We start from the raw sequence: 19,266 nt of genomic DNA on the forward strand, positions 1-19,266 counted from the left end.
TGAACCCACGCGGTTCACACTCGTTGGCCGCGAGCGCAGCCCCCACGCATGCCCTGCACCCCGGCGGGTACCCTCATTCCAGGGCCCGCCCTGTGCCAGCCGACCAGATACGCGATATCCGGCGTGGACTGACGCAAACAAAACTGCAAATCGCAGAAAATCCGCCCAGGTGGCGCAGCCGCTTCTCGCTGACGCGTTGCGGGCCCCCAGCGCGTCGAACGGCCAGGGTGGCACGGCCACGGTCCAATGCCCCCCTGCCGCAAGCAACCCATCGACTCCGCCGACGCACACCCGCGCCACAGACCCTCGGCCGTGCGTTCCGCTGGCCGACGCAGGCCAAGACAATCCCCACCGAGACCGAGCAGACATGGCCACGGCAAAACGCCACTCGGCCCGGCGTACGTCCACGACTGACCAGTCGCGACACCCCATTCACGTCGACTGGTGCGCGGCCATGCCACACGTCGCGCTGCGCGACCCGCTCGCTTGCGCTCGGGGCTCTGATTGCGGGCCCCAGGGCTGATGGCTGAAAGCTGACGGCTGACGGCTGAGAGCTTCCTACTGCCACTCAATCGTGCTCGGCGGCTTGCTCGAGACATCGTACGCGACGCGATTCACGCCGCGGACTTCGTTGATGATGCGGTTGCTCACCGTCGCGAGCACCGCGTAATCGATATGGACCCAGTCCGCCGTCATGAAGTCCTTCGACTCCACCAGGCGGATCACGATCACGTTCTGCCCCTCGTACGACCGGCCGTCGCCCATCACGCCGACGCTCGCGACCGGCACGAGCACTGCAAAGCCCTGCGCGACCTTGCGATACCAGCCCGACGCATGGAGCTCTTCGAGCAGAATCTCATCCGCCGAGCGCAGGACCTCGAGCCGCTCTTCCGTGATGTCGCCGGCGATGCGGACCGCCAGCCCCGGCCCCGGGAACGGATGTCGCCAGACGAGCGTCTCCGGCAGCCCGAGCGCCTCGCCGACCAGCCGCACTTCGTCCTTGAACAACAGCCGCAGCGGCTCGACCAGCTCGAAGCCGAGTTCGGCCGGCAGGCCGCCGACGTTGTGGTGCGACTTGATCACCGCGGAGTGCCCGGTCGGTCCATGGCCGGACTCGATCACATCCGGGTAGATCGTGCCCTGGGCCAGGAAACGCGCCCCCGGGATCGACCGCGCCTCCTGCTTGAAGACCTCGATGAACTCGTGCCCGATGATCCGCCGCTTCTCCTGCGGATCCAGCACGCCGGCGAGCTGACTCAGGAACCGCTGCCGCGCATCGACTACGTGCAGCTCCATGCCAAAATGATCCTGGAACGTCAGCTTGACCATTTCGGCCTCACCTCGCCGACACAGGCCGTTGTCGACGAAAATGTTGATGAGGCGCTCGCCGATCGCCCGGTGGACCAGCGCCGCGGTAACGCTGCTGTCCACGCCGCCCGACAGGCCACAGATCACGCGGTCCTGTGGGCCGACTTGCCGGCGGACCGTCTCGACCGCGTGCTCGATGACGTTCTGTACGCGCCAGTCGCCCCGGCAGCCGCAGATGTCGTACGCGAAGTTGCGGATCATCTGCTCGCCGTTCGGCGTGTGCGTCACCTCCGGGTGGAACTGCACGCCGCAGACGGGCAACGATTTGTGCCGGACAGCGGCAACCGGGCAGCCGGCGGTGGTGGCCAGGCTTTCGAAGCAGTCGGCGACCTCGGTGACGACGTCGCCGTGGCTCATCCAGACGGAGACTTCGGAGGGCAGATGCGCGAGCACCCCTTCGGGCCGCTTCACCTGCAGCCGGACGCGGCCGTACTCGCGGGTCTGGCCGGCCTGCACGCGGCCGCCGAGCAGCTCGCACGCCAGGTGCATGCCGTAGCAGATGCCGAGGACGGGTACGCCCAGGTCGAAGATGCCGCGGTCGCAGCGCGGGGCGCCGGCGGCATACACGCTGGCCGGCCCGCCGGAGAGGATGATGCCCTTCACGCCCAGCGCGCGCAGTTGATCGGGCGTGGTCGTGGGCGGCAACAGCTCGCTGTAGACGTGATTCTCACGCACCCGGCGGGCGATGAGCTGGGAATACTGGCTGCCGAAATCGAGGATGACGATAATTTCGTGTGCAGGCATGGCACACCGATACCGCGCCGCCACGCGGCGGTCAATCAGCGCGGCGCGCCGCCCATCGCCTGGTCATTCGTAATGCGCGGGATCGGGCCGTCCGCCGGCGGGATCGTCGCCGGCAGCGACACGACGCGGGCCGGCGGCGGTGCCGGTTCGTGCACCGCCCAGAGGGCCGCGATCAGCGGGAGCAGGTAGATCAGATTGGTGGCGGCGCCCAGCTCGCTGGCGACCAGCGCGCCGGTCAGCGTGATCAACAGCGCGCCCAGCAGGTTGCGCGGCTGCGTACGGCCGCCGACAAAGATCACCAGCGCCGCCCAGACGGCCAGCAGTGCGACCGAGAGCTTCACCATCCGCCGGATGATTACCCACCGCCCCGTCATCGGGGGCGGCCCGCCCCAGAGCCGCCAGGTGCCGGTTACGGGTGGGGCCTCGAATCGGGCGGGCAGCCAGGTCGCTTCCAGCACCGTGCGGGCCGCGACGGCGATCCGCGTGGAGTCCGGCATTTGCCGGACGGCGTCGCGATAGGCCTGCTGCAGCAGCGGCAAAGCGTCACCCTGCGGCGCGACCTGGCGATACAGGACGTTGCGCCCGGTGACACCGTTGGGCCATTCAATGCGCAGCGCGTCCGGGCCGGTGGCAACCTCCGCTAGCGCCGCCGACTCGCGCGTCACGAGCCAGTGCCAGAGGCGCACGGTCGCCACGGTCGAGGGGATCTGCTCTGGTCCTTCACGCTGGTCAAGCAGGAGCGTGCGGTCGTCGGTGAGCCGCGCTGCATAGAGCGGCTGGAAGCCGGCGGAGGCGAGCGCGCCGTCGGCGCGCGGCAGCGCGGGCTGCACCAGCCAGGCCAGCCCGAGGACGATCGCCGCGAGGCCACCCAGCAGTCCGAGCGTGCTGCCGAACGCCTGCCAGCCGCGCCGCCAGTGATACGCCAGCACCACCGGCAGCGCGAGCCACGCCCACGGCCACGCGAGGCCCGCGAGTACGAGCGTCAGCAAGGCGAGCAACCCGCCGAGCCACGGCAACAGCGCAAACGCAAGTGTCCACGTCAGCAAGAGCGCCGGCAACATCACGTCCGGACGCGTCAGGCACTCGCGCGTGCCGGGAAAGACGCACAGCAGTGCGACCATCAGCCACCCGCTGCCGGCGGCTCGCCAGCGACTCCCGATCGTGTACATTCCCAGCAGCACGCCGACGAACAGCACCGCGTTCACCAGTCGCGCGGCGGCGAGATCAGCGTATTCCTGCCACGGCTTGTCCAGCCAGCGCGCCCGGTTTTCCCAGGTCATCGTCTGCGGCGCCGCGTCCTCGTTCCAGTCATAGGTTGGCGGCAACAGGCGCACAGCGCCGGCGTGCACCAGGTACAACAGCGGCGACTGGGCCGCGTAATCGGTCGCATCACCGTACGGCAGCTTGCCTGTGGCGGCGGTGCACAGGCCACCGACGAGTCCATCGCGTGATCCGGGCGTGAGTGGCGCGGTGGCAAGCTGCTGGATCGCCAGGCCCATGCCGGCCAGCACCAATACCAGCCGCACGCCCCCGCTGACCATGCCTCCGGACTGCACGGCGCCGCGCGCCAGCAGGAGCATGGCCCCGCGCAAGAACCAATACACGACGGCACCGGTCAGCCCGAGCAGGGCCCACCACTGCCAAGTGCAGGCGCTGCCCGGTGGCGTGCCACTGGCCTCGCGCAGGCCCAGCAGCAGGCACATCCCGGCGAGTACCAGCGCGTCCAGGTTCCGCAGCCGCAGCCATGGCTTGGGCTGGATGGTAAGCATGAGCACGGCGACGGCCGCGAACCACGCCAGCGTGGACCAACCGAGATCGGGCCAGACCGGCCCGGTCGGCGTCACCGCCGGCGCGGTCGGCGCGGCCTGCGTCGTGGTTATGACGGGGGGTGGCGGCGTGAAGCCGGCAGCCCAGGCCGAACCGACGCTCAGCATCACCAGCCCCGCCCCCAGTGTCCAAGTCAATGCTGTCCGCGTGCTCGCCATAGTCGGCCACCCGATCCTGCTCGTCATGTTCCGCACCGCGCCGGGGCACATCTCGTCGGCGGCGCATCCTACCACGAGGCCACACGACCGGACAGGCGCGCGGCGCGCAGCGCGTCCTGTTCTTATACGCTGGCACTGCGAAACGGATGCGGGCACCCTACCATCGCGGCCCGCTCCGGTTACACTACCGCCTTCTGTGAATTCCGAGGAACCCGCCAAACATTTTCTGACAAATGGGGTGCCCGTATGGCGTCGCCTGCTGACCAGTTCGGTACGTTTGAGTTTCTGAAACGCCTGACCGAGACCCCGGGCGTGCCGGGTCGCGAAGAGCGCGTGCGTGAGTTGCTGCTCGCCGAAACCAAGGGTCTGTGGGACGAAACCACGGTCGACCCCATGGGCAACCTGATCTGCCTGAAGCGCGCCACGCGCAAGCCGCGTGCGAAGGGTCGCGGCGCCGCGCCTGACCGCCCGCAGCGCGTCATGCTCGCCTGTCACATGGACGAGATCGGCTTCTACGTCCGCTACATCGACGACCACGGTTTCCTGCGCATCCATAACGTCGGCGGGTTCGACACGCGCAATCTCTTCGCCCGCCGCGTCGTCGTGCACGGCAAGCAGGACCTGGTCGGCGTGCTGAACCCCGCCGGCAAACCCGTGCATCTGGCCTCCGAAGAAGAGAAGAAGAAGATCCCCGAAATCCGCGAGTTCTGCGTCGATCTATTCCGCCCGAAGAAGGAAGTCGAGAAACTCGTCGAGATCGGCGACCCGGTCACGCTCTGCCAGACAACGGAGGTGATCGGCGACGCCATCTGCGGCAAGGCGCTCGACAATCGCATCGCGCTGTGGGTCGGCATCCACGCTGTCCGCAAGGCGCTGGGAATCCTGCCCAGCGGCACGGTCAAACGCGGCCTGATCGCCGGCACGCCGTACGACATCTACTTCGTCGCCTGCGTGCAGGAAGAGGTCGGCATCCGCGGCGCCACGACAGCGGCGTTCGGCGTCGACCCGGACATCGGCATCGCGATCGATACGACGCTGTGCTGCGACACGCCGGGCATCGGCAAGGACGAGGCGGTGACGGAGTTCGGCAAGGGCGTCGGCATCAAAGTGCTGGACGGCGCCGCGATCAGCCATCGCGGTCTGTTCGACGAGTTCGTCGCGCTGGCCCGCAAGCACAAGATCCCTCATCAGCGCGAGCTGTTGCCGCGCGGCGGGACCGACGCCGGCGCGCTGCAGCGGACGCGCGCGGGCACGAAGACGATCACGCTCTCCGTTCCGACGCGCTACATCCACACCGTGACGGAAGCAATCAGCCGCAAGGACGCCCAGGCGGCGGTCGATCTGCTGGCCGCCTGGCTGACGGCGTAGGTCCGCCGGCGTTACTCCGGCCAATACCGTGCCACGCACCCTGGCTCTTCTTCGACCGCCACGCACCGCAGGCATACCGCGCCCGGCAGGCTACGCGGCAACCCCCCCGCCAATACCACCGCGACGTTCTCCGCCGATGGCTGGCGCTCCGCGAACACCGGCAGGCCGTTCAGCGACTGCCCCGCCAGCGCCGCGCACAACTCGCGCAGCCGCTCCCGCACCACGCCAAAATCCACCAGCACGCCCATGTCATTCAGCTCCGGCCCGGCGTACGTCGCTGTCACGTGCCACGCATGAGCGTGCGGCGTCTCGAACGTCCCGTCCGGATAGCGCAGTTGATGCGTGGCCTGAAACGTGTCGGTAACGCTGACCTCGAACATGGCGTCGTCTTCCTCCTCGGGGCCGCAGGGTCTGACCGCTCGACCCGGTCGGCGAATTGTACCCGCGTCCGGCGTGCACGGACGGCCCACCGTGTGCCGATAAGACGGATAGCGCCGGCGGTTGTCCCACCCGGGGTCGGCCGGCGGCGCGACAGGCACCAGAACTACCGCCATGCCGTCAGTGCAACGCACCTGCCCGTGTTCGCCCGGCCGCCTGGCCGTTCTGGCCGCGCTCGCCGCCCTGCTCATGTCCGGCTGCAGCCTGAGCGCTGACCCACACTACAATCGCTTTGCCCCGCGCACGGATAAGCCGGTTATCACGGAGCGGGCCGACGACGTGATGAATGCTGCCAACCGCGGGGTCGACAACGCGGCGCAACGCCTCGACAATATCATCGATTGAGCCGCGTGACCGTTGGTATGAGGGCAAGCGGGCCGCATGCGTATCTGCTTCACCAGTGACTTGCATGGCGCCACCGGGCTGTACGCTCAGCTTGACGACCTGCTGCGCAGCGCGGCGCCAGACGTCGTGATCCTCGGCGGCGACCTGTTTCCCGACGGCGAACAGGATGATCCACGCGGCACCCAGGGGGCCTACCTGGAGCGGGTTTTTATGCCGCGCGTCGCGGCGTGGCGCACAGCCCAGCCACGGCTGATCATCGTGTGCATCGCCGGCAACCACGAGTGGGCGTGCTCGCGCGACACGCTGCAGGCCCACCATGACGCCGGCCGCATCGTCCTGCTGGACCACCGCCGAGTCTGGCAGCACGACGGCGTCGCCCTGCTGGGCTATTCCAGCACGCCCGCCACGCCGCACTGGTTGAAGGATTTCGAGCGACTTGACCTCGCCGGCGACCCCATCCCGGAATTCGGCGGCGTCACCTGGGATACGCAGACGAACCGCGCGCAACCTGTGGACCTGGCCGCGTTTTTCGGCGGACGGGCGACGATCGCGGACGAGTTGACCGAAGCACCGCTGGCCAAGGCTCCCTGGATCCTGGTGTCGCACGCGCCGCCGTTCGATTCCAAGCTCGACCGGCTGCCAACCGTGCCTTATCCGATCGGGTCGCGGGCGGTACGGCAGTTCATCGAACAACGCCGCCCACTGGTCACGCTGCATGGCCATATCCATGAATCGCCGATCGTGACCGGCAGCTACGCGGACAGGGTGGGTGACTCGCTGTGCATCAACCCCGGCCAGAGCCACACGCGGCTGCATGCGGTCCTGTTCGACACCGCCCGCCCGGCGGAGACCCTCCGGCACACCGTGCTCCGATAGCTCCGGCGGCATGCGATTGCGGCTTGTAGCACGCTCCGTCTACACTGATAGCGCGCGCCAACGAGCCGCGCCGAAAGGACCTGAGCGTTGAAAGACCGCCGTCGCCGCCGCCGTGCGGCCAAGCCCACCGCCACGGAGGCGCGTGAACGACCTCCGTCGCTCGCACCTTTCGGCTTCGCGCTGGGTGTGCTCCTCTTTGCCATCGGGTGGGGCTGGTGGCAGATCTCCCATAAGCCGGCGACGATCGGCCCCGCGACGACCACCGCGTCCGCGCCGCTTAACCTGCTGCTGATCACCCTCGATACGACCCGCGCCGACTACCTCGGCTGCTACGGCAACACCGCCGCCCAGACGCCGGAACTCGACCGCCTGGCCCGCGAAGGCACGCGCTTCGCGGCGTGTGACACCGCGATCCCGCTCACACTGCCGGCCCACTGTACGATCATGACCGGGCTGAATCCCGCCGCCCATGGCGTACGGCGCAACGCGCTCGACCGCCTGGCGCCGGAGCACACGACGCTGGCCACATTGGCGAAGGCCGCCGGGTTCGCGACGCGCGCGGTCGTCGCCTCAGTCGTGCTCGATGGCCGGTACGGCCTCAATCGAGGCTTCGATACGTACAAGGACGTTGTGCCGGCCCCGGGCGCGAACGCCGCAGCCGCCGAGCGTCGGGGCAACGAAGTCTGTGACGACGCGCTGGCGCAGCTGCGCGGCGCGGCCCAGCAGCGCTTCTTCCTCTGGGTCCACTTCTACGACCCGCACTATCCGTATGAATCGTCGCGCGGGGCCGCGCCGGACTCGCCCGCGGCGTATGCCGAAGAAATCACGTTCATGGATCGGCAGATCGGCCGGCTGCGCGCTGCGCTCGAGGAGCTACGACTCGATCGCCGGACGCTGGTCGTCGTGGTCGGCGACCACGGCGAGGGACTCGGCCAGCACGGCGAGTCCGAGCACGGCTATCTCGTGTACGAATCGACGCTGCACGTGCCGCTGATCGTGTGGTGCCCCGACATCATTGCGGCCGGCCGCACCGTGGCGGCGCGAGTGCGCGTGCTCGACCTGCTGCCGACCATGCTGGACTATCTCGGTCTCCCGCCCGCGCCGCATGCAGAGGGCACGAGCCTGCGTCCGCTCATCGCCGGCACGACGGACGACTTGCAGCTCGCGGCGTACGGCGAGTCGTTCACGGCACAGACCGAGTTGGCGTTATGTGCGCTGCGCAGCGTCGCGGAGGGCGATTGGAAGTACATCCTGGCCACGCAGCCGGAGCTGTACGATCTGAGCGCCGATCCGAACGAAGAACACAATCTCGCCGCTGCGCAGCCGGAGCAGGCGGCGCGGCTGCGGGCGCGACTGGCCGAGATCGTGGCCGAAGCTGCCGCGACCGCGGCGCCAGCGACGGCCGGGCCAGCCCTGAGCGATCAGGAAGTCGCCCGCCTCGCGACGCTGGGCTACGTCGCGGCGGCAACCGCGGACGACGCCACGCCGGCGGAGGTGGCGGCAGCGCTGGAACCGCGCGGCGACAGTCCGATGGCGCACATGGCGACGATCGAGCAATATGTCCGGGCCCATCGTCTCGTCGGCGCGGGTGATTTCGCCGCCGCGGAGCCGTTGCTGCGCGCGGTCGTGCAGGCGCTGCCGGACGCACCCACGCCGCTGAACGAGCTGTCGCTGGCGCTGCGGCGTCTGCAACGCGAGTCGGAAATTCTCGACGTATGCGCCCAGGTGCTGGCCGAAAAACCGCCGGCCAGCGGAATGCGCCTTTTCTACGCTCGGCGATTGCTTGAAGCGCGCCGGCTGGCAGAGGCCGAGGAACAGCTCGCCACGCTCGTAGAGCAGAACCCATCAGACGCCGACGCGCATTTCGAGCACGGCAACGCCCTGAACGCCCTGCAGCGCAGTGACGAAGCCCGCGCGGCGTACGAGCAGGCCATCACGGCAAATCCCCATCACAGCCGAGCCCTGCACGCGTTGGCCATGTCCTTGGCCCGCGAGAAGCGCTTCAAAGAAGCGTCCGACTACCTGCGTCGCGCCATCGAGCAAGACCCGCGTTCGCCGAAGCTCAGGCAAGACCTGCAGCGCATTGAGAGCGAACTAGGCCAGCCGTCCCCCTGACGCACGCCGCCGAGATCAGAGCCCAGAGCGCCAGCGACGGGTTTCCGGACGGGTGACGGCGAGTTGACGTAGGGCAGGTCCCCGACCTGCCGTAACGCTAGGACGCGGCCCGCGCCGACCACCCACTTCACTCTTCTACAGATCCTCTCCGGGCCCCTCTGTGCCCTATGTGTGCCTCTGTGGTGCTCCGTCCCGCAGAGGCCAGCAGGCCCCTACCCCGACCACTCCTGCAGTCCGAACCGGAACGCCCATGCCGCCTGGACCAGCAGCAGCAGCGTCAGGAGCACGTACCGCCCGACCGGTTTCCACTCGCGCTGGCACCACGCCGCCAGGACGATCAGGGCCGGCACCGCGACGGCCATGTACCTCCCAATCGGTTCGATGCCGAACTTCGCCCCGCCCGATGCGAGATACGAATGCAGGAAGATCAGCGGCCCCAGTGCCAGCAGCGGCCGGAAGCTCCGCGGCACGCGGCCCAGCCCCGCCAGGCTGAGGAACAGCAGGAAGAAATTCAGCGGCATGTTCCACAGGAACGGATGCGCCAGGTTGATCAGCCCGAGCGGCAGATACAGCACGAGGTCGCGGAAATACTTGAACTGCTCCCACACCGGCGTCAGCGTCAGGAACTCCAGCCACGTCGCCCGCCGTGCATCCGGCACCCAGCCCGCCTTGAAATTCGCGAAATACACCAGCGGTGAGCCAAATTGCCACGTCAGGTACGCGGCGTAGCACAGAATCCCCGCACCAGCGAGCACGCCCAGCGGTATCAGCGTCGCCAGTCGCCGGCCGCGCGGCCCGGAGCGCTTGAACCAATACGCCAGCGCAAAGACCGCCGCGATCGCGAGTGCAGTCGGACGCGTCGCGGTCGCCAAGCCGCACATGACCGCCGCCCGCAGAAACAGGCCACGGTCAATCAGCCACAGCGCCGCCACAAACGTCAGCAGCGTCACGCTCTCGGCGTAGCCGTAGCTGTAATACACGGACGCTGGCCAGCAGAACGTGAACGCGACGGTCAGCAGCGCCGTGGGCTCGTCGACGCGGCGGCGCACCCACAGGTACAGCAGGATGCCCGCCGCCAGACCGAAGACGTGCGCCACGATGATCATCGCCGCGTGCGTCCCGACCAGCCGTGCCAGCGGCCAACACAGCGCCGGATACAGCGGAAAGAAGGCGATGTTCTGCTCGAGCAACTTGCGATCAGTTGTGCCGGGCGGCGGTGTTTGGTAGCGGTAGCCGCCTTCGATGATCGACTTGTAGTGCACGCCATCGAACCGGCAGAGCGGGGCGAGATTCGTCAGCAGGTCGACAATGGATTGGTATTCCGCGCTGCGGCCCTGGGCGGCTTGCGCCTGCAGCCGGCGGACGTGCTTCTCGAACGGCGGGTCGAGCTGGTGTTCAATCCGCACCAGCATCGCCGCCCCGCAATACGTGGCGGTCCACGTCAACAACCGCGTGCCCGCAAAGATCAGCAGCACCAACAGCAGACCACGCGCCACGCCCGGCCGCGCTGCAGGCGGCGCCGGCGGCGTGAATGCAGGATCTTCGAAGAGCAACGGTGCCGGCTTCATCGCGTCCCGGGTGGCACCTCCATCAGGCCGGCCAGCAGGCCAAAGTGCCCGCAGCCCGCCCCCTCGCGACGAAACGAATAGAAGACGTCATTGCGACACAGTGTACACACGCCGGCCAACTCGATCTGCGCGGCGGGCACGCCGGCCGCCTGCAACAGGCTCCGGTTGGCTATCCACAGATCGAAGTACATACGCCCACCGCGACGCGCGAAGCAGGGTTCGCGCTCCGGCAGCGTCACCGCCGCCTCGTACACGTCGGACTGCACTTCATAGCAGCACGGCCCGGCGCCCGGCCCGACGCCGGCGTGCAGATCGGCGGGTCGACAGCCGAATCGCTCGCTCATCACCTCGATGAGTCGCGTCGGCAGCCCCGCGACCGTGCACCGCCAACTCGCATGCACCAGCCCGAGTGCCCGCCGGACGGAGTCATGCACGAGTACCAGCGGGCAATCCGCAGAGAACGTCATGAGCGCAACGCCCGGTTGATCGGTAACGACGCCGTCACATTCGGGCAACGGGCCGGCGGCGACATCCCGCGTGACCACGGTCAACCGGGTTTCGTGGACCTGGAGGCAGTAGTACAAGCGGGACGGGTCGAAGCCCCAGTCAGTCAACATGGTCCGACGTTGCGCCTCGCGCTCCGCCGCCCCGGCGCCATCGCGCGGGGCCACATTCGCCGGCCGCGTGGAGAAGGCATGCACAAGACCGGCCGCGTGCCGCAAACGCTCGAACTGGGCATAGCGCCGCGCGTGGCGCTCTACGAAATGCATCAGAACGACCCGGGTTGCAGCAGGACTTTCACGTTTTCCGGCCGAGCGGCGGCCGCGAGGCCCGCCACACCCTGTGCAAGCGGATACACCGCAGTGACCAACTCATCCACTTCGACCCGGCCATCGGCGAGCAGACGCAGCGCCGGCGCGAACGCCCCGCAACGGCTGCCGATGACGCGCACCTCGTTGACGACCAGTGGCGCCAGGTCCACTCCGGCGGCACCGGCGTACGTGCTTTTCAACACAACCGTGCCGCACGGACGGCACAGGCGCAAGGCCAGCGCCAAACCCGCCGGCGCCCCCGTGCATTCCACAACCACGTCGCTGCCTTCCACGGCCGCGCAATCGGATACATCCAGCGTGCGAATACCCCAACGGGCACATAGCGCCAGCGTGGCCGGGTTGCGCCCGATGACAGTCAACTCGCCAGGCTGCATTGCCAGAACCTGTGCGACGAGCAGCCCCAGCCGCCCGCTGCCCAGCACGACAACGCGCTGTCCCGACTGGAGCGTGACCACATCGAGTACATGTGCCGCGGCGGCCAGCGGCTCGACAAACACGGCCTGCCGATCCGTTACGCGGTCAGGCACGAGATGACAGTTGCCGGCGGGAATCGTCAGGTACTCGGCGAAAGCTCCGTCGCGGCCCGCGATGCCAAGGACGGTGCGGCGCGGGCAGTGGTTGGCCAGCCCCCGCCCGCAGAAGTCGCACCGTCCACACGGGCAGTTGATTTCGGCCACCACGCGGCGGCCGTGCAGCCGGTCATCTCCGGCGACAACGGTTCCCACGAACTCGTGGCCGGGCACGCCGGCGTAGTGCATGTAGCCGCGGGCAATCTCGAGATCGGTCGCGCAGACCCCCGCCAAGTGGACACGGATGCAGACTTCGCCCGCCGCCGGCTGCGGCATCGGATGATCGCGCACGAACTCGACGCGGGGCGGTTGATCAGCAGGGACGATGAGGGCCTGCACCCGAATTCCTCGCGGCCGGCGGAAGGTGAACGACGCGCCGCCGGATGATCACTCGTCCTTGGAGCCCGGCCACAGCCAGCGGACCAGTTCCGTCGTATCGTACCAGCCCTTCTCCCACTGGTTGCTGTACGGCGGCCGGCGCGACTCGGGCACCTCGCCGCGATGCGCGAACGCGTTCTCGCCATTGGCTGCAAGCCAGTCTTCCCAAGCCAGCGCATTGGAATCGTGCGTGCGTCCGGTCAGGCGGACCAGAGAATCCTCGCATTGATGCGCGACGGCGAAGTCCTCGTCGCGCAGCCCCTCGATCAGGGCCGGGACGGTATCCGGTTCCGGGTAATATCCGAGGCCGCGCGCGGCGGCGATTCGTACGTGGCGATCCGGGTCGCTCTTCAGTCGCTCGAGCAGCGTCCGAAAGGCCTGCTCGCGATACTCTTCCGGGATCTGGCCTGCCGCGGACAGGTCAGCCAGGGCGCCGGTAGCGTCCCAGCGGCACAACGCCACCGGTGGCCAGACCTCCTCCGGTGGGTAGTCGCGGTAGTTCAGGATCTTCAGGGCGGTCTCAGTCGCACGTGGATCACCCGTGCGGGCCAGCGCGCGGATTGCGACGCAACGCGTCTGTGGCTCGCTCTCCAGCAGCGCGATGGCAACAAACCCCTTGATCGCCCACTCGCGGTTGTACAGCTTGCTCTTCGAGACCTGGACGACCGCGTCACGCCGGGCGTCGGGGTCGTCCGACGAGACCGCGACGAGCATGTACTGCTGCGGCGTCTTGCGGGGGGCGAACAGCTTCTTGAAGCCGGAGTCGAGTGTGGTCTCAAAGGACTGGTTCTGGCAGCCGGGCACCAGCATGAAACCCAGCCCCACCAACACCACACCAGCGAATCGCCGGTTCACACGTCGCTCAATGCGGCTGCCGCGCGCTCCCGACATAGCGCTCCGGTTCGACCAGCTCGACCTGTTCGATTGGCTCATTGAGGAACCTCGATCCCACCTGCCGAAACCGCGCCGGGTTGTCGCTCACGTAGCAACGCATGCTACCCGGGGTGGGGTCCGAACACAAGCCGCCGTGCTCGGTGAGGTGCCGCTGCACGGCCAGCGAGGTCTCGCGGCCGCTGTCCACAATGTGCACGCCGGGGCCCAGGCAAGCGGCGATGGCCTCGCGCAGCAGCGGGTAATGGGTGCAGCCCAGCACGATGACCTGGATCCCCTGGGCACGCAGCGGCCCGAGGTACGTCTCCACCGTGAGCTTGACAATCGGATCGTCGTTGTTGCGGCCTTCCTCGACCAGCGGCACGAAGAGCGGGCAAGGCTGCGCTATCACGGGCTGGTCCGGCGCCAGCGCGCGGATCGCCTTCGGATAGGCGTTGCTGCCAATCGTTGCCTCGGTGCCGATGACCGCCGCCGGCCGGCCTTGCGCCAGCCGCACCGCCGCGCGCGCCCCGGGCTCGACCACGCCGATGACCGGCGGGGGCAGCTCCTTCCGCAGCACGTCGAGCGCGAGCGCGCTGGCCGTGTTGCACGCGGCGACGATCAGCTTGGGGTCGAACTGCAGCAGAAATCCCGCGGTCTCAAGCGCGAACTGCACGACCGTCGGCCGCGATTTGGTCCCATACGGAATGCGGGCCGTGTCGCCGAAGTACACGAGGTGCTCGTGCGGCAGAAGCTGCCGCAGATGACGCACCACCGACAATCCCCCGAGCCCGGAGTCAAACACTGCGATGGGGCTGGTACTCATGCAGTCCTCCTTGACCGCCTCTCGGACACTGCAACTCTCAGAATACGCGGAACCAGCCAGCCCGGCCAGTGCCTTCGGCGAGCCGCCCCCTTCAATCCGGCACCACCCACCGCCGCACCAGCCGCGAAAAGACGATCGCCGCTGCCGTCCCGACCAGCATCAGTCCGCCGGCCACCAGCAGCACGTGCGGCTGCTCCTCCCACGCGACGACGACATTGTCGCGATAAGCCGCGGCGATGCGCTGTGCCGGCCGGTGCCACCAGAGCGCCACGAGAAACCCCAGCGCCAGCCAGGGCCCGAACGGGATCATGACGGTGCTCTTCAACAGCAGGCCGAGCAGCCAGCCAGCCAGCGCAATGCCGATCGAAAAGAGCAGGCCGAGCAGTGCGATATCCCAGCCCCCCGCCGCGCCCGCCGCCGCCAGGATGTAGATATCGCCGACACCGAACGCCTCGCGCCCAAAAACCAGCGTGAAGACGATCCGCAGCACCCAACCCGCGGCGGCCCCGATGATGGCCCCGTGAACGGCCGTCAGCGCTCCGCCCAGCGGCACGAAGTCTCCCCCCGGCGACCACCCCACGAACCGCCGCCACGCCTCGCCAAACGCGGGCCAGCCGCCGACCGCGCCAAGCGCCAACGCCCCCGCCACGAGCGCCGGAGCCAGCCAGGCCAACTCTTTCAACGCCGTCAGGCGCGCCTGCGGCTGCTCCTCCTCGATCGCGGCGTGAATCTCCGCATCCGCCGACCGCCGCTGACCGCCAACCACCACCACAACGGCGAACGCCGCCAGCAGGGCCGCAGCCACCGGTGGCCGAGCCGCGGAAACTTCGGTATGCAGCGCCGGGTAGACGAACCATGCCGCCAGCAGCACGAGCACCAGCACGCTGAACCGGCCCGCAATGCCGGCGGTCGGCGCCTCCGCGGCGGACAGCGGGCTCTCGGCGGATTCAGCCGCGCCGCCCTCCTCCGGCGCCGGTACCCGCCACACCGTGAGCCAGAGCATGACGCCGCTGGCCAGGAAGGCAGCGAGGGCGGCGGCGGCCGTCGGCGTGCCGGCGTGCGGGACGATGGACTCTGCGCGCGGCCACAGGGCCCGCAGCACGATGGCCGCCACCACGACGGCGTTCGTCACCCGCACATCCACTGAATAGGAAACGATGTCCATCGCCGCGCAGACGACCAGCCCCGCCACGAGCACCAGCCACGCCAGCAGCAGCGGCACATCCTGGGGCACTTGGAGGGCCATTGGTGTGGCCGGCGTCTGTGCAACAAAGATCAGATGGTAGACCAGCACGAACGCCAGGCCGGTCAGCCCCTCGACCAGCGGGTACTGCACCGAGATGCGCTGCCGGCAGTTTCGGCAGCGCCCGCCCAGCAGCAGCCAGCTCACCAATGGAATGTTGTCGTACCACGCAATGCCGACGCGACAGCGCGGACAGAATGAGCGTGGCGGGTTCGCGATCGACAGGCCGTGTGGCAGCCGATAGACGACCACATTTAGAAAGCTGCCCACGCACAGGCCCAACAGCCAGACGAAGATTTCGCAGACCACGTGCAGCATCACGACACTTCCGAGGTCACGACCCGCAGAACGGTCTCGACCACGCGCTCCAGGGGCAGTTCCTCTGTAGATACAACGTGGTCGGCGAGCGCAGCGTACAGCGGCTGGCGCGCGGACAGCAAGCGCCGCACCTCGCCCACGCCGGCCGCGTCCGTCAGCGCCGGCCGCCGGGTCGCCGTGCCCGGATCGGCCTGCGTACGCCGGTGCAATTCCTCAGCCGGGGCCGTGAGCCAGACGCACACGCCGGCGGCCCGCAGTGAGGCACAATTTTCCGGGTTCAAGACCGCCCCACCGCCGACACTCAGCACCTGTCGCGTGCCGCGCGCAACATCCTTTATTACCGCAGTCTCGAGGGCGCGAAACGCCGGCTCGCCGTCCTGTGCGAAGATCTCAGCAATGGTCCGCCGCGTCTGCGCCTCGACGCGCTCGTCCGTATCGACGAACTCCCAGCCGAGGCGCGCCGCCAGCGCGCGGCCGACGCTGCTCTTGCCGCTGCCGCGCAGCCCGATCAGGATGACGTTTCGGGCAGCCATCACGCTACTTCATTCTACCGCTCGCCAGGTTCGCTCCCGCAGCCACTCAGCATTTCTCCCACGCAGGTGCTGCGGGCATCTTGCCCGTTGCTCCGACGGGCGGGACGCCCGTACCACCCCTCTTGTGGGCCACTCTCAATGAAGCATTACACCCGCAATTCCGCTGCGCGCGTCGCCCGCGCGCGATGCCGCTTCAGGAGCGGCTGTACGGTGTGCGCCAGGAATTCCCGTGTTTGCTGCGGGGCCAAGCCAACGTACCGCCGGGCCTCCAGCACCCGCGCCCACTTCACGCGGGCGAACGCGGGATCGCCCTGCAGGCGCTCGATCAGATCGTTCGGCCGGCCATGCTGCTTGACCTGCCGGGCGGCCGCCTGCGCGTGCCGGCGGATCCGCTCATGCAATACCTGGCGGTCGCCGCCGCGGGCCGTCGCCTCCACGAGCATGTCCTCACTGGCGATGAAGGGCAGCTCGGCGGCGAGGCGGGCGGCGATCGTGGCCGGGTACACCACCAGCCCATCGCAGATGTTGTGCAGCAGCAGCGTCAGGGCGTCGGCCGCGAGGAACGCCTCCGGCACAACCAGCCGCTTGTTGCTGGAATCGTCCAGCGTGCGTTCGAGCATCTGGGCCGCGAGCGTCTGCGGCGGCGAAGTCGCGAGACTGAGCAGGTAGCGCGCCAGTCCCGTGGCCCGTTCGCAGCGCATCGGATTGCGCTTGTATGGCATCGCCGAGCTGCCAACCTGGTCCGCTTCGAAGGGCTCCTCGATCTCCTTCAGCATGGCCAGCAGGCGGAGATCGTTGCAGATCTTGTGCGTGCTCGCCGCGAACGACGCCAGCGCGGACACAACCTCCACGTCGATCTTGCGTGAATAGGTCTGCCCGCTTACGGGATAGCAGGCGTCGAAGCCGAGTTGCCGGGCGAACGAGCGTTCGAGCCGCGCCACCTTCGCGGGACTGCCGAGCAGTTTGAGGAACGAAGCCTGCGTGCCGGTCGCCCCGCGCAGCCCGCGGCATTGCAGGCCATCCCGCAGCGCGGCGCAGCGCTCCACATCCGCCACGAGGTCCGCCAGCCACAAGCACGCCCGCTTGCCGACCGTCGTGAGCTGGGCTGGCTGCAAGTGTGTGAAGCCCAGCGTCGGCAGATCGGCATATTCGTCCGCAAACTTCGCCAGTACCGCCACCACACCGACCAGCCGACTGACAATCAGATCAAGCGCCTGCCGCATGAGCAGCAGGTCCGCGTTATCCACGATATCCATGCTCGTGGCGCCGAGGTGAATGATGCCGCGTGCGACCGGGGCCGCGTCGCCAAAGGCGTGAATATGCGCCATGACATCGTGCCGCAGCCGGCGCTCATACTGCTGGGCCGCATGAAAATCGATGTCGTCGACAGCCCGCTCCAGCGCCCGGACCTGCTTGGCCGTCACCGGCAGACCCAGCTCGTGCTCTGCCCGCGCCAGCGCAACCCAGATCCGCCGCCACGTCCCGCAGCGCGACTGCGGGCTCCACAGGCGCAGCATCTCCGCCGACGCATAGCGCGCCGCCAGCGGGTGCTCGAAGTCCTCGTGCGGGCCGGACTTCCGGCGCGCGTGCTGCGGATGCGATACCAAGTGCGGCTTGCGGCGGATCGGCGGCATGGCGGTCAATCCTCCAGGGCGTGGCGCACGTCATTGAGCAGATCGTCGGTCGATTCCAGACCAGCGTGCAGACGGATGATCCAGGCGGGCTCCCCGGCGTTGGCGGCGAACAGCGTGCTGCTCAGTCCGCCCACCACCAGGCTTTCATACCCGCCCCAACTGCACCCGATGCTGAAGATGCGCAGGCGGTTCATGAACCGGTGCGCGGCGGCCTGCGACTGGTCGCGCAGGGCGAAGCTGAACAGCCCGGAGTAGCCGCGCATCTGGCGTCGTCCGACGGCGTAGTTCGCGTACGACTCCAGGCCGGGGTGATAGACGCGTTGCACCGCCGGGTGCGCCGCCAGCATCCGCGCCAGCGCCAGCCCGCTGCGCTGGTGCTGCTCCATGCGGACGGCTAGCGTGCGCAGCCCGCGGACCAGCAGCCACGCCGCAAACGGGTCGATCGACGCACCGAGATTCTCCGCCTCGCAGCACAGCTTGCGGCCCAGCGCGTCGTCGCGTCCCACTACCACCCCGCCCAGCGTGTCGCTGTGCCCACCGATGAACTTGGTCGCGCTGTGCACCACGAGGTCGACACCGAGATCGAGCGGGCACTGGAAATACGGCGTGGACCACGAGTTGTCCAGCATCGTCAGAATGCCGCGCTGCCGGGCCGCCGCCACGATCGGCGCCAGATCGATTACGTCGAAGCGCCCCGTCGTCGGGCTCTCGAGATAGATCAACTGCGTCTCGTCGCGCAGGGCCGCCGCGAAGTCGTCCGGGTTCGTGCCGGGCACGAACGTCACCGACACGTTGAAGCGGCTGAGGTACTCGGCCAGATAACGGCGCGTCGGCTGGTAGCAGTCAGACACGACCACAACGTGAGCGTCGGTTGTCAGGCGCAGATTGATCGCCGCGGTGATCGCGCCCATGCCCGACGCGAACGCCCGCGCCCAGTTCCCATGCTCCAGCCGCGCCAGCTTCGCCTCGAACACCGCCGTCGTCGGGTTGCTGCGGCGCGTGTAGTCATAGAACGGCGTGTCCGGCTGATCACGCCGGTCGAACGACTCCGCGTCGGGATACACGAACGTCGAAGTCTGGTAGATCGGCGGCGACGCCGCGCCGCGCTGGTCCGGCCGCGGCTCGCCGAAATGGGCACACAACGTCTCGAATCCCCCTGCCGCGCGCGGGTCGCGCTCCTGGTCACTCGCACTCAAGCACTACACTCCTTGTCGCCCCACCGGGGCCTGCCAAGACATTCCCCGTTTTGCACCCG

15 protein-coding genes and 1 pseudogene are annotated in these 19,266 nt (G+C 68.4%); 4 read left to right on the top strand and 12 right to left on the bottom strand.

Annotated features, from left to right (window positions below):
* Nucleotides 1-558 precede the first annotated feature (558 nt).
* Both guaA and KA383_11305 read right to left on the bottom strand, forming a co-directional pair.
* A complete protein-coding gene (guaA, locus tag KA383_11300; protein MBP7746706.1) occupies nt 559-2,112 on the bottom strand; it encodes a glutamine-hydrolyzing GMP synthase in 1,554 nt (517 codons plus the stop codon).
* A gap of 35 nt (nt 2,113-2,147) precedes the next feature.
* Nucleotides 2,148-4,124 (bottom strand): hypothetical protein, encoded by a 1,977-nt coding sequence (locus KA383_11305; protein ID MBP7746707.1) that lies wholly within the window; start codon nt 4,122-4,124, stop codon nt 2,148-2,150.
* A 219-nt stretch (nt 4,125-4,343) separates the two neighbouring features.
* On the opposite strand from KA383_11305, the gene KA383_11310 reads away from it, so the two are divergent.
* Nucleotides 4,344-5,465: a M42 family peptidase gene (locus tag KA383_11310; GenBank protein MBP7746708.1), complete on the top strand. Its 1,122-nt coding sequence runs from the start codon at nt 4,344-4,346 to the stop codon at nt 5,463-5,465.
* Between the two features lie 11 nt (nt 5,466-5,476).
* Here KA383_11310 and KA383_11315 read toward each other — a convergent pair whose 3' ends face one another.
* Nucleotides 5,477-5,845, bottom strand: a complete 369-nt coding sequence (locus KA383_11315) for a 6-carboxytetrahydropterin synthase (protein ID MBP7746709.1) — start codon at nt 5,843-5,845, stop codon at nt 5,477-5,479.
* A 172-nt stretch (nt 5,846-6,017) separates the two neighbouring features.
* Here KA383_11315 and KA383_11320 point away from each other — a divergent pair, with 172 nt between their 5' ends.
* From KA383_11320 to KA383_11330, 3 genes are all read left to right on the top strand, one after another.
* Complete coding sequence (locus tag KA383_11320; GenBank protein MBP7746710.1) at nt 6,018-6,248, top strand: hypothetical protein; 231 nt, start codon at nt 6,018-6,020, stop codon at nt 6,246-6,248.
* Nucleotides 6,249-6,284: 36 nt separating this feature from the next.
* Entirely contained in the window at nt 6,285-7,124 is an 840-nt protein-coding gene (locus KA383_11325; GenBank protein MBP7746711.1) for a metallophosphoesterase, read from the top strand.
* 87 nt (nt 7,125-7,211) lie between these two features.
* Nucleotides 7,212-9,239 carry a sulfatase-like hydrolase/transferase gene (locus KA383_11330; protein MBP7746712.1) on the top strand — a complete coding sequence of 676 codons (2,028 nt, stop codon included), beginning with the start codon at nt 7,212-7,214 and terminating at the stop codon, nt 9,237-9,239.
* Between the two features lie 212 nt (nt 9,240-9,451).
* On the opposite strand, the gene KA383_11335 is transcribed toward KA383_11330, so the two are convergent.
* From KA383_11335 to KA383_11375, 9 genes and pseudogenes are all read right to left on the bottom strand, one after another.
* Nucleotides 9,452-10,807 carry a hypothetical protein gene (locus KA383_11335; GenBank protein ID MBP7746713.1) on the bottom strand — a complete coding sequence of 452 codons (1,356 nt, stop codon included), beginning with the start codon at nt 10,805-10,807 and terminating at the stop codon, nt 9,452-9,454.
* A complete protein-coding gene (locus KA383_11340; protein MBP7746714.1) occupies nt 10,804-11,577 on the bottom strand; it encodes a laccase domain-containing protein in 774 nt (257 codons plus the stop codon). Before KA383_11340 ends, KA383_11335 begins: the two co-directional genes overlap by 4 nt.
* Nucleotides 11,577-12,485 (bottom strand): alcohol dehydrogenase catalytic domain-containing protein, encoded by a 909-nt coding sequence (locus KA383_11345; GenBank protein ID MBP7746715.1) that lies wholly within the window; start codon nt 12,483-12,485, stop codon nt 11,577-11,579. Before KA383_11345 ends, KA383_11340 begins: the two co-directional genes overlap by 1 nt.
* 111 nt (nt 12,486-12,596) lie before the next feature.
* A complete protein-coding gene (locus tag KA383_11350; GenBank protein ID MBP7746716.1) occupies nt 12,597-13,442 on the bottom strand; it encodes a HEAT repeat domain-containing protein in 846 nt (281 codons plus the stop codon).
* Nucleotides 13,443-13,449: 7 nt separating this feature from the next.
* The gene (locus KA383_11355) at nt 13,450-14,283 is read right to left on the bottom strand and encodes a glutamate racemase (protein ID MBP7746717.1); all 834 of its coding nucleotides are present in this window, start codon (nt 14,281-14,283) and stop codon (nt 13,450-13,452) included.
* A 1,288-nt stretch (nt 14,284-15,571) separates the two neighbouring features.
* Nucleotides 15,572-15,844, bottom strand: a pseudogene (locus KA383_11360) (prepilin peptidase).
* Entirely contained in the window at nt 15,844-16,377 is a 534-nt protein-coding gene (locus tag KA383_11365; protein ID MBP7746718.1) for a shikimate kinase, read from the bottom strand. The pseudogene KA383_11360 and the gene KA383_11365 overlap by 1 nt, the downstream one beginning before the upstream one ends.
* Before the next feature lie 146 nt (nt 16,378-16,523).
* Nucleotides 16,524-18,011: an adenylosuccinate lyase gene (locus tag KA383_11370; protein ID MBP7746719.1), complete on the bottom strand. Its 1,488-nt coding sequence runs from the start codon at nt 18,009-18,011 to the stop codon at nt 16,524-16,526.
* A gap of 5 nt (nt 18,012-18,016) precedes the next feature.
* On the bottom strand, nt 18,017-19,207 hold the full coding sequence (locus tag KA383_11375; protein ID MBP7746720.1) for a PLP-dependent transferase: 1,191 nt from the start codon (nt 19,205-19,207) through the stop codon (nt 18,017-18,019).
* Nucleotides 19,208-19,266 lie beyond the last annotated feature (59 nt).

The sequence above is a fragment of the Phycisphaerae bacterium genome (genome assembly GCA_017999985.1).
Taxonomy (GTDB): Bacteria; Planctomycetota; Phycisphaerae; order UBA1845; family Fen-1342; genus JAGNKU01.

Coding starts and splice junctions, on each gene's coding strand:
- guaA (MBP7746706.1), bottom strand. CDS start 2,112: ATGCCTGCACACGAAATTATCGTCATCCTCGATTTCGGCAGCCAGTAT.
- KA383_11305 (MBP7746707.1), bottom strand. CDS start 4,124: ATGACGAGCAGGATCGGGTGGCCGACTATGGCGAGCACGCGGACAGCA.
- KA383_11310 (MBP7746708.1), top strand. CDS start 4,344: ATGGCGTCGCCTGCTGACCAGTTCGGTACGTTTGAGTTTCTGAAACGC.
- KA383_11315 (MBP7746709.1), bottom strand. CDS start 5,845: ATGTTCGAGGTCAGCGTTACCGACACGTTTCAGGCCACGCATCAACTG.
- KA383_11320 (MBP7746710.1), top strand. CDS start 6,018: ATGCCGTCAGTGCAACGCACCTGCCCGTGTTCGCCCGGCCGCCTGGCC.
- KA383_11325 (MBP7746711.1), top strand. CDS start 6,285: ATGCGTATCTGCTTCACCAGTGACTTGCATGGCGCCACCGGGCTGTAC.
- KA383_11335 (MBP7746713.1), bottom strand. CDS start 10,807: ATGAAGCCGGCACCGTTGCTCTTCGAAGATCCTGCATTCACGCCGCCG.
- KA383_11340 (MBP7746714.1), bottom strand. CDS start 11,577: ATGCATTTCGTAGAGCGCCACGCGCGGCGCTATGCCCAGTTCGAGCGT.
- KA383_11345 (MBP7746715.1), bottom strand. CDS start 12,485: ATGCCGCAGCCGGCGGCGGGCGAAGTCTGCATCCGTGTCCACTTGGCG.
- KA383_11355 (MBP7746717.1), bottom strand. CDS start 14,283: ATGAGTACCAGCCCCATCGCAGTGTTTGACTCCGGGCTCGGGGGATTG.
- KA383_11365 (MBP7746718.1), bottom strand. CDS start 16,377: ATGGCTGCCCGAAACGTCATCCTGATCGGGCTGCGCGGCAGCGGCAAG.
- KA383_11370 (MBP7746719.1), bottom strand. CDS start 18,011: ATGCCGCCGATCCGCCGCAAGCCGCACTTGGTATCGCATCCGCAGCAC.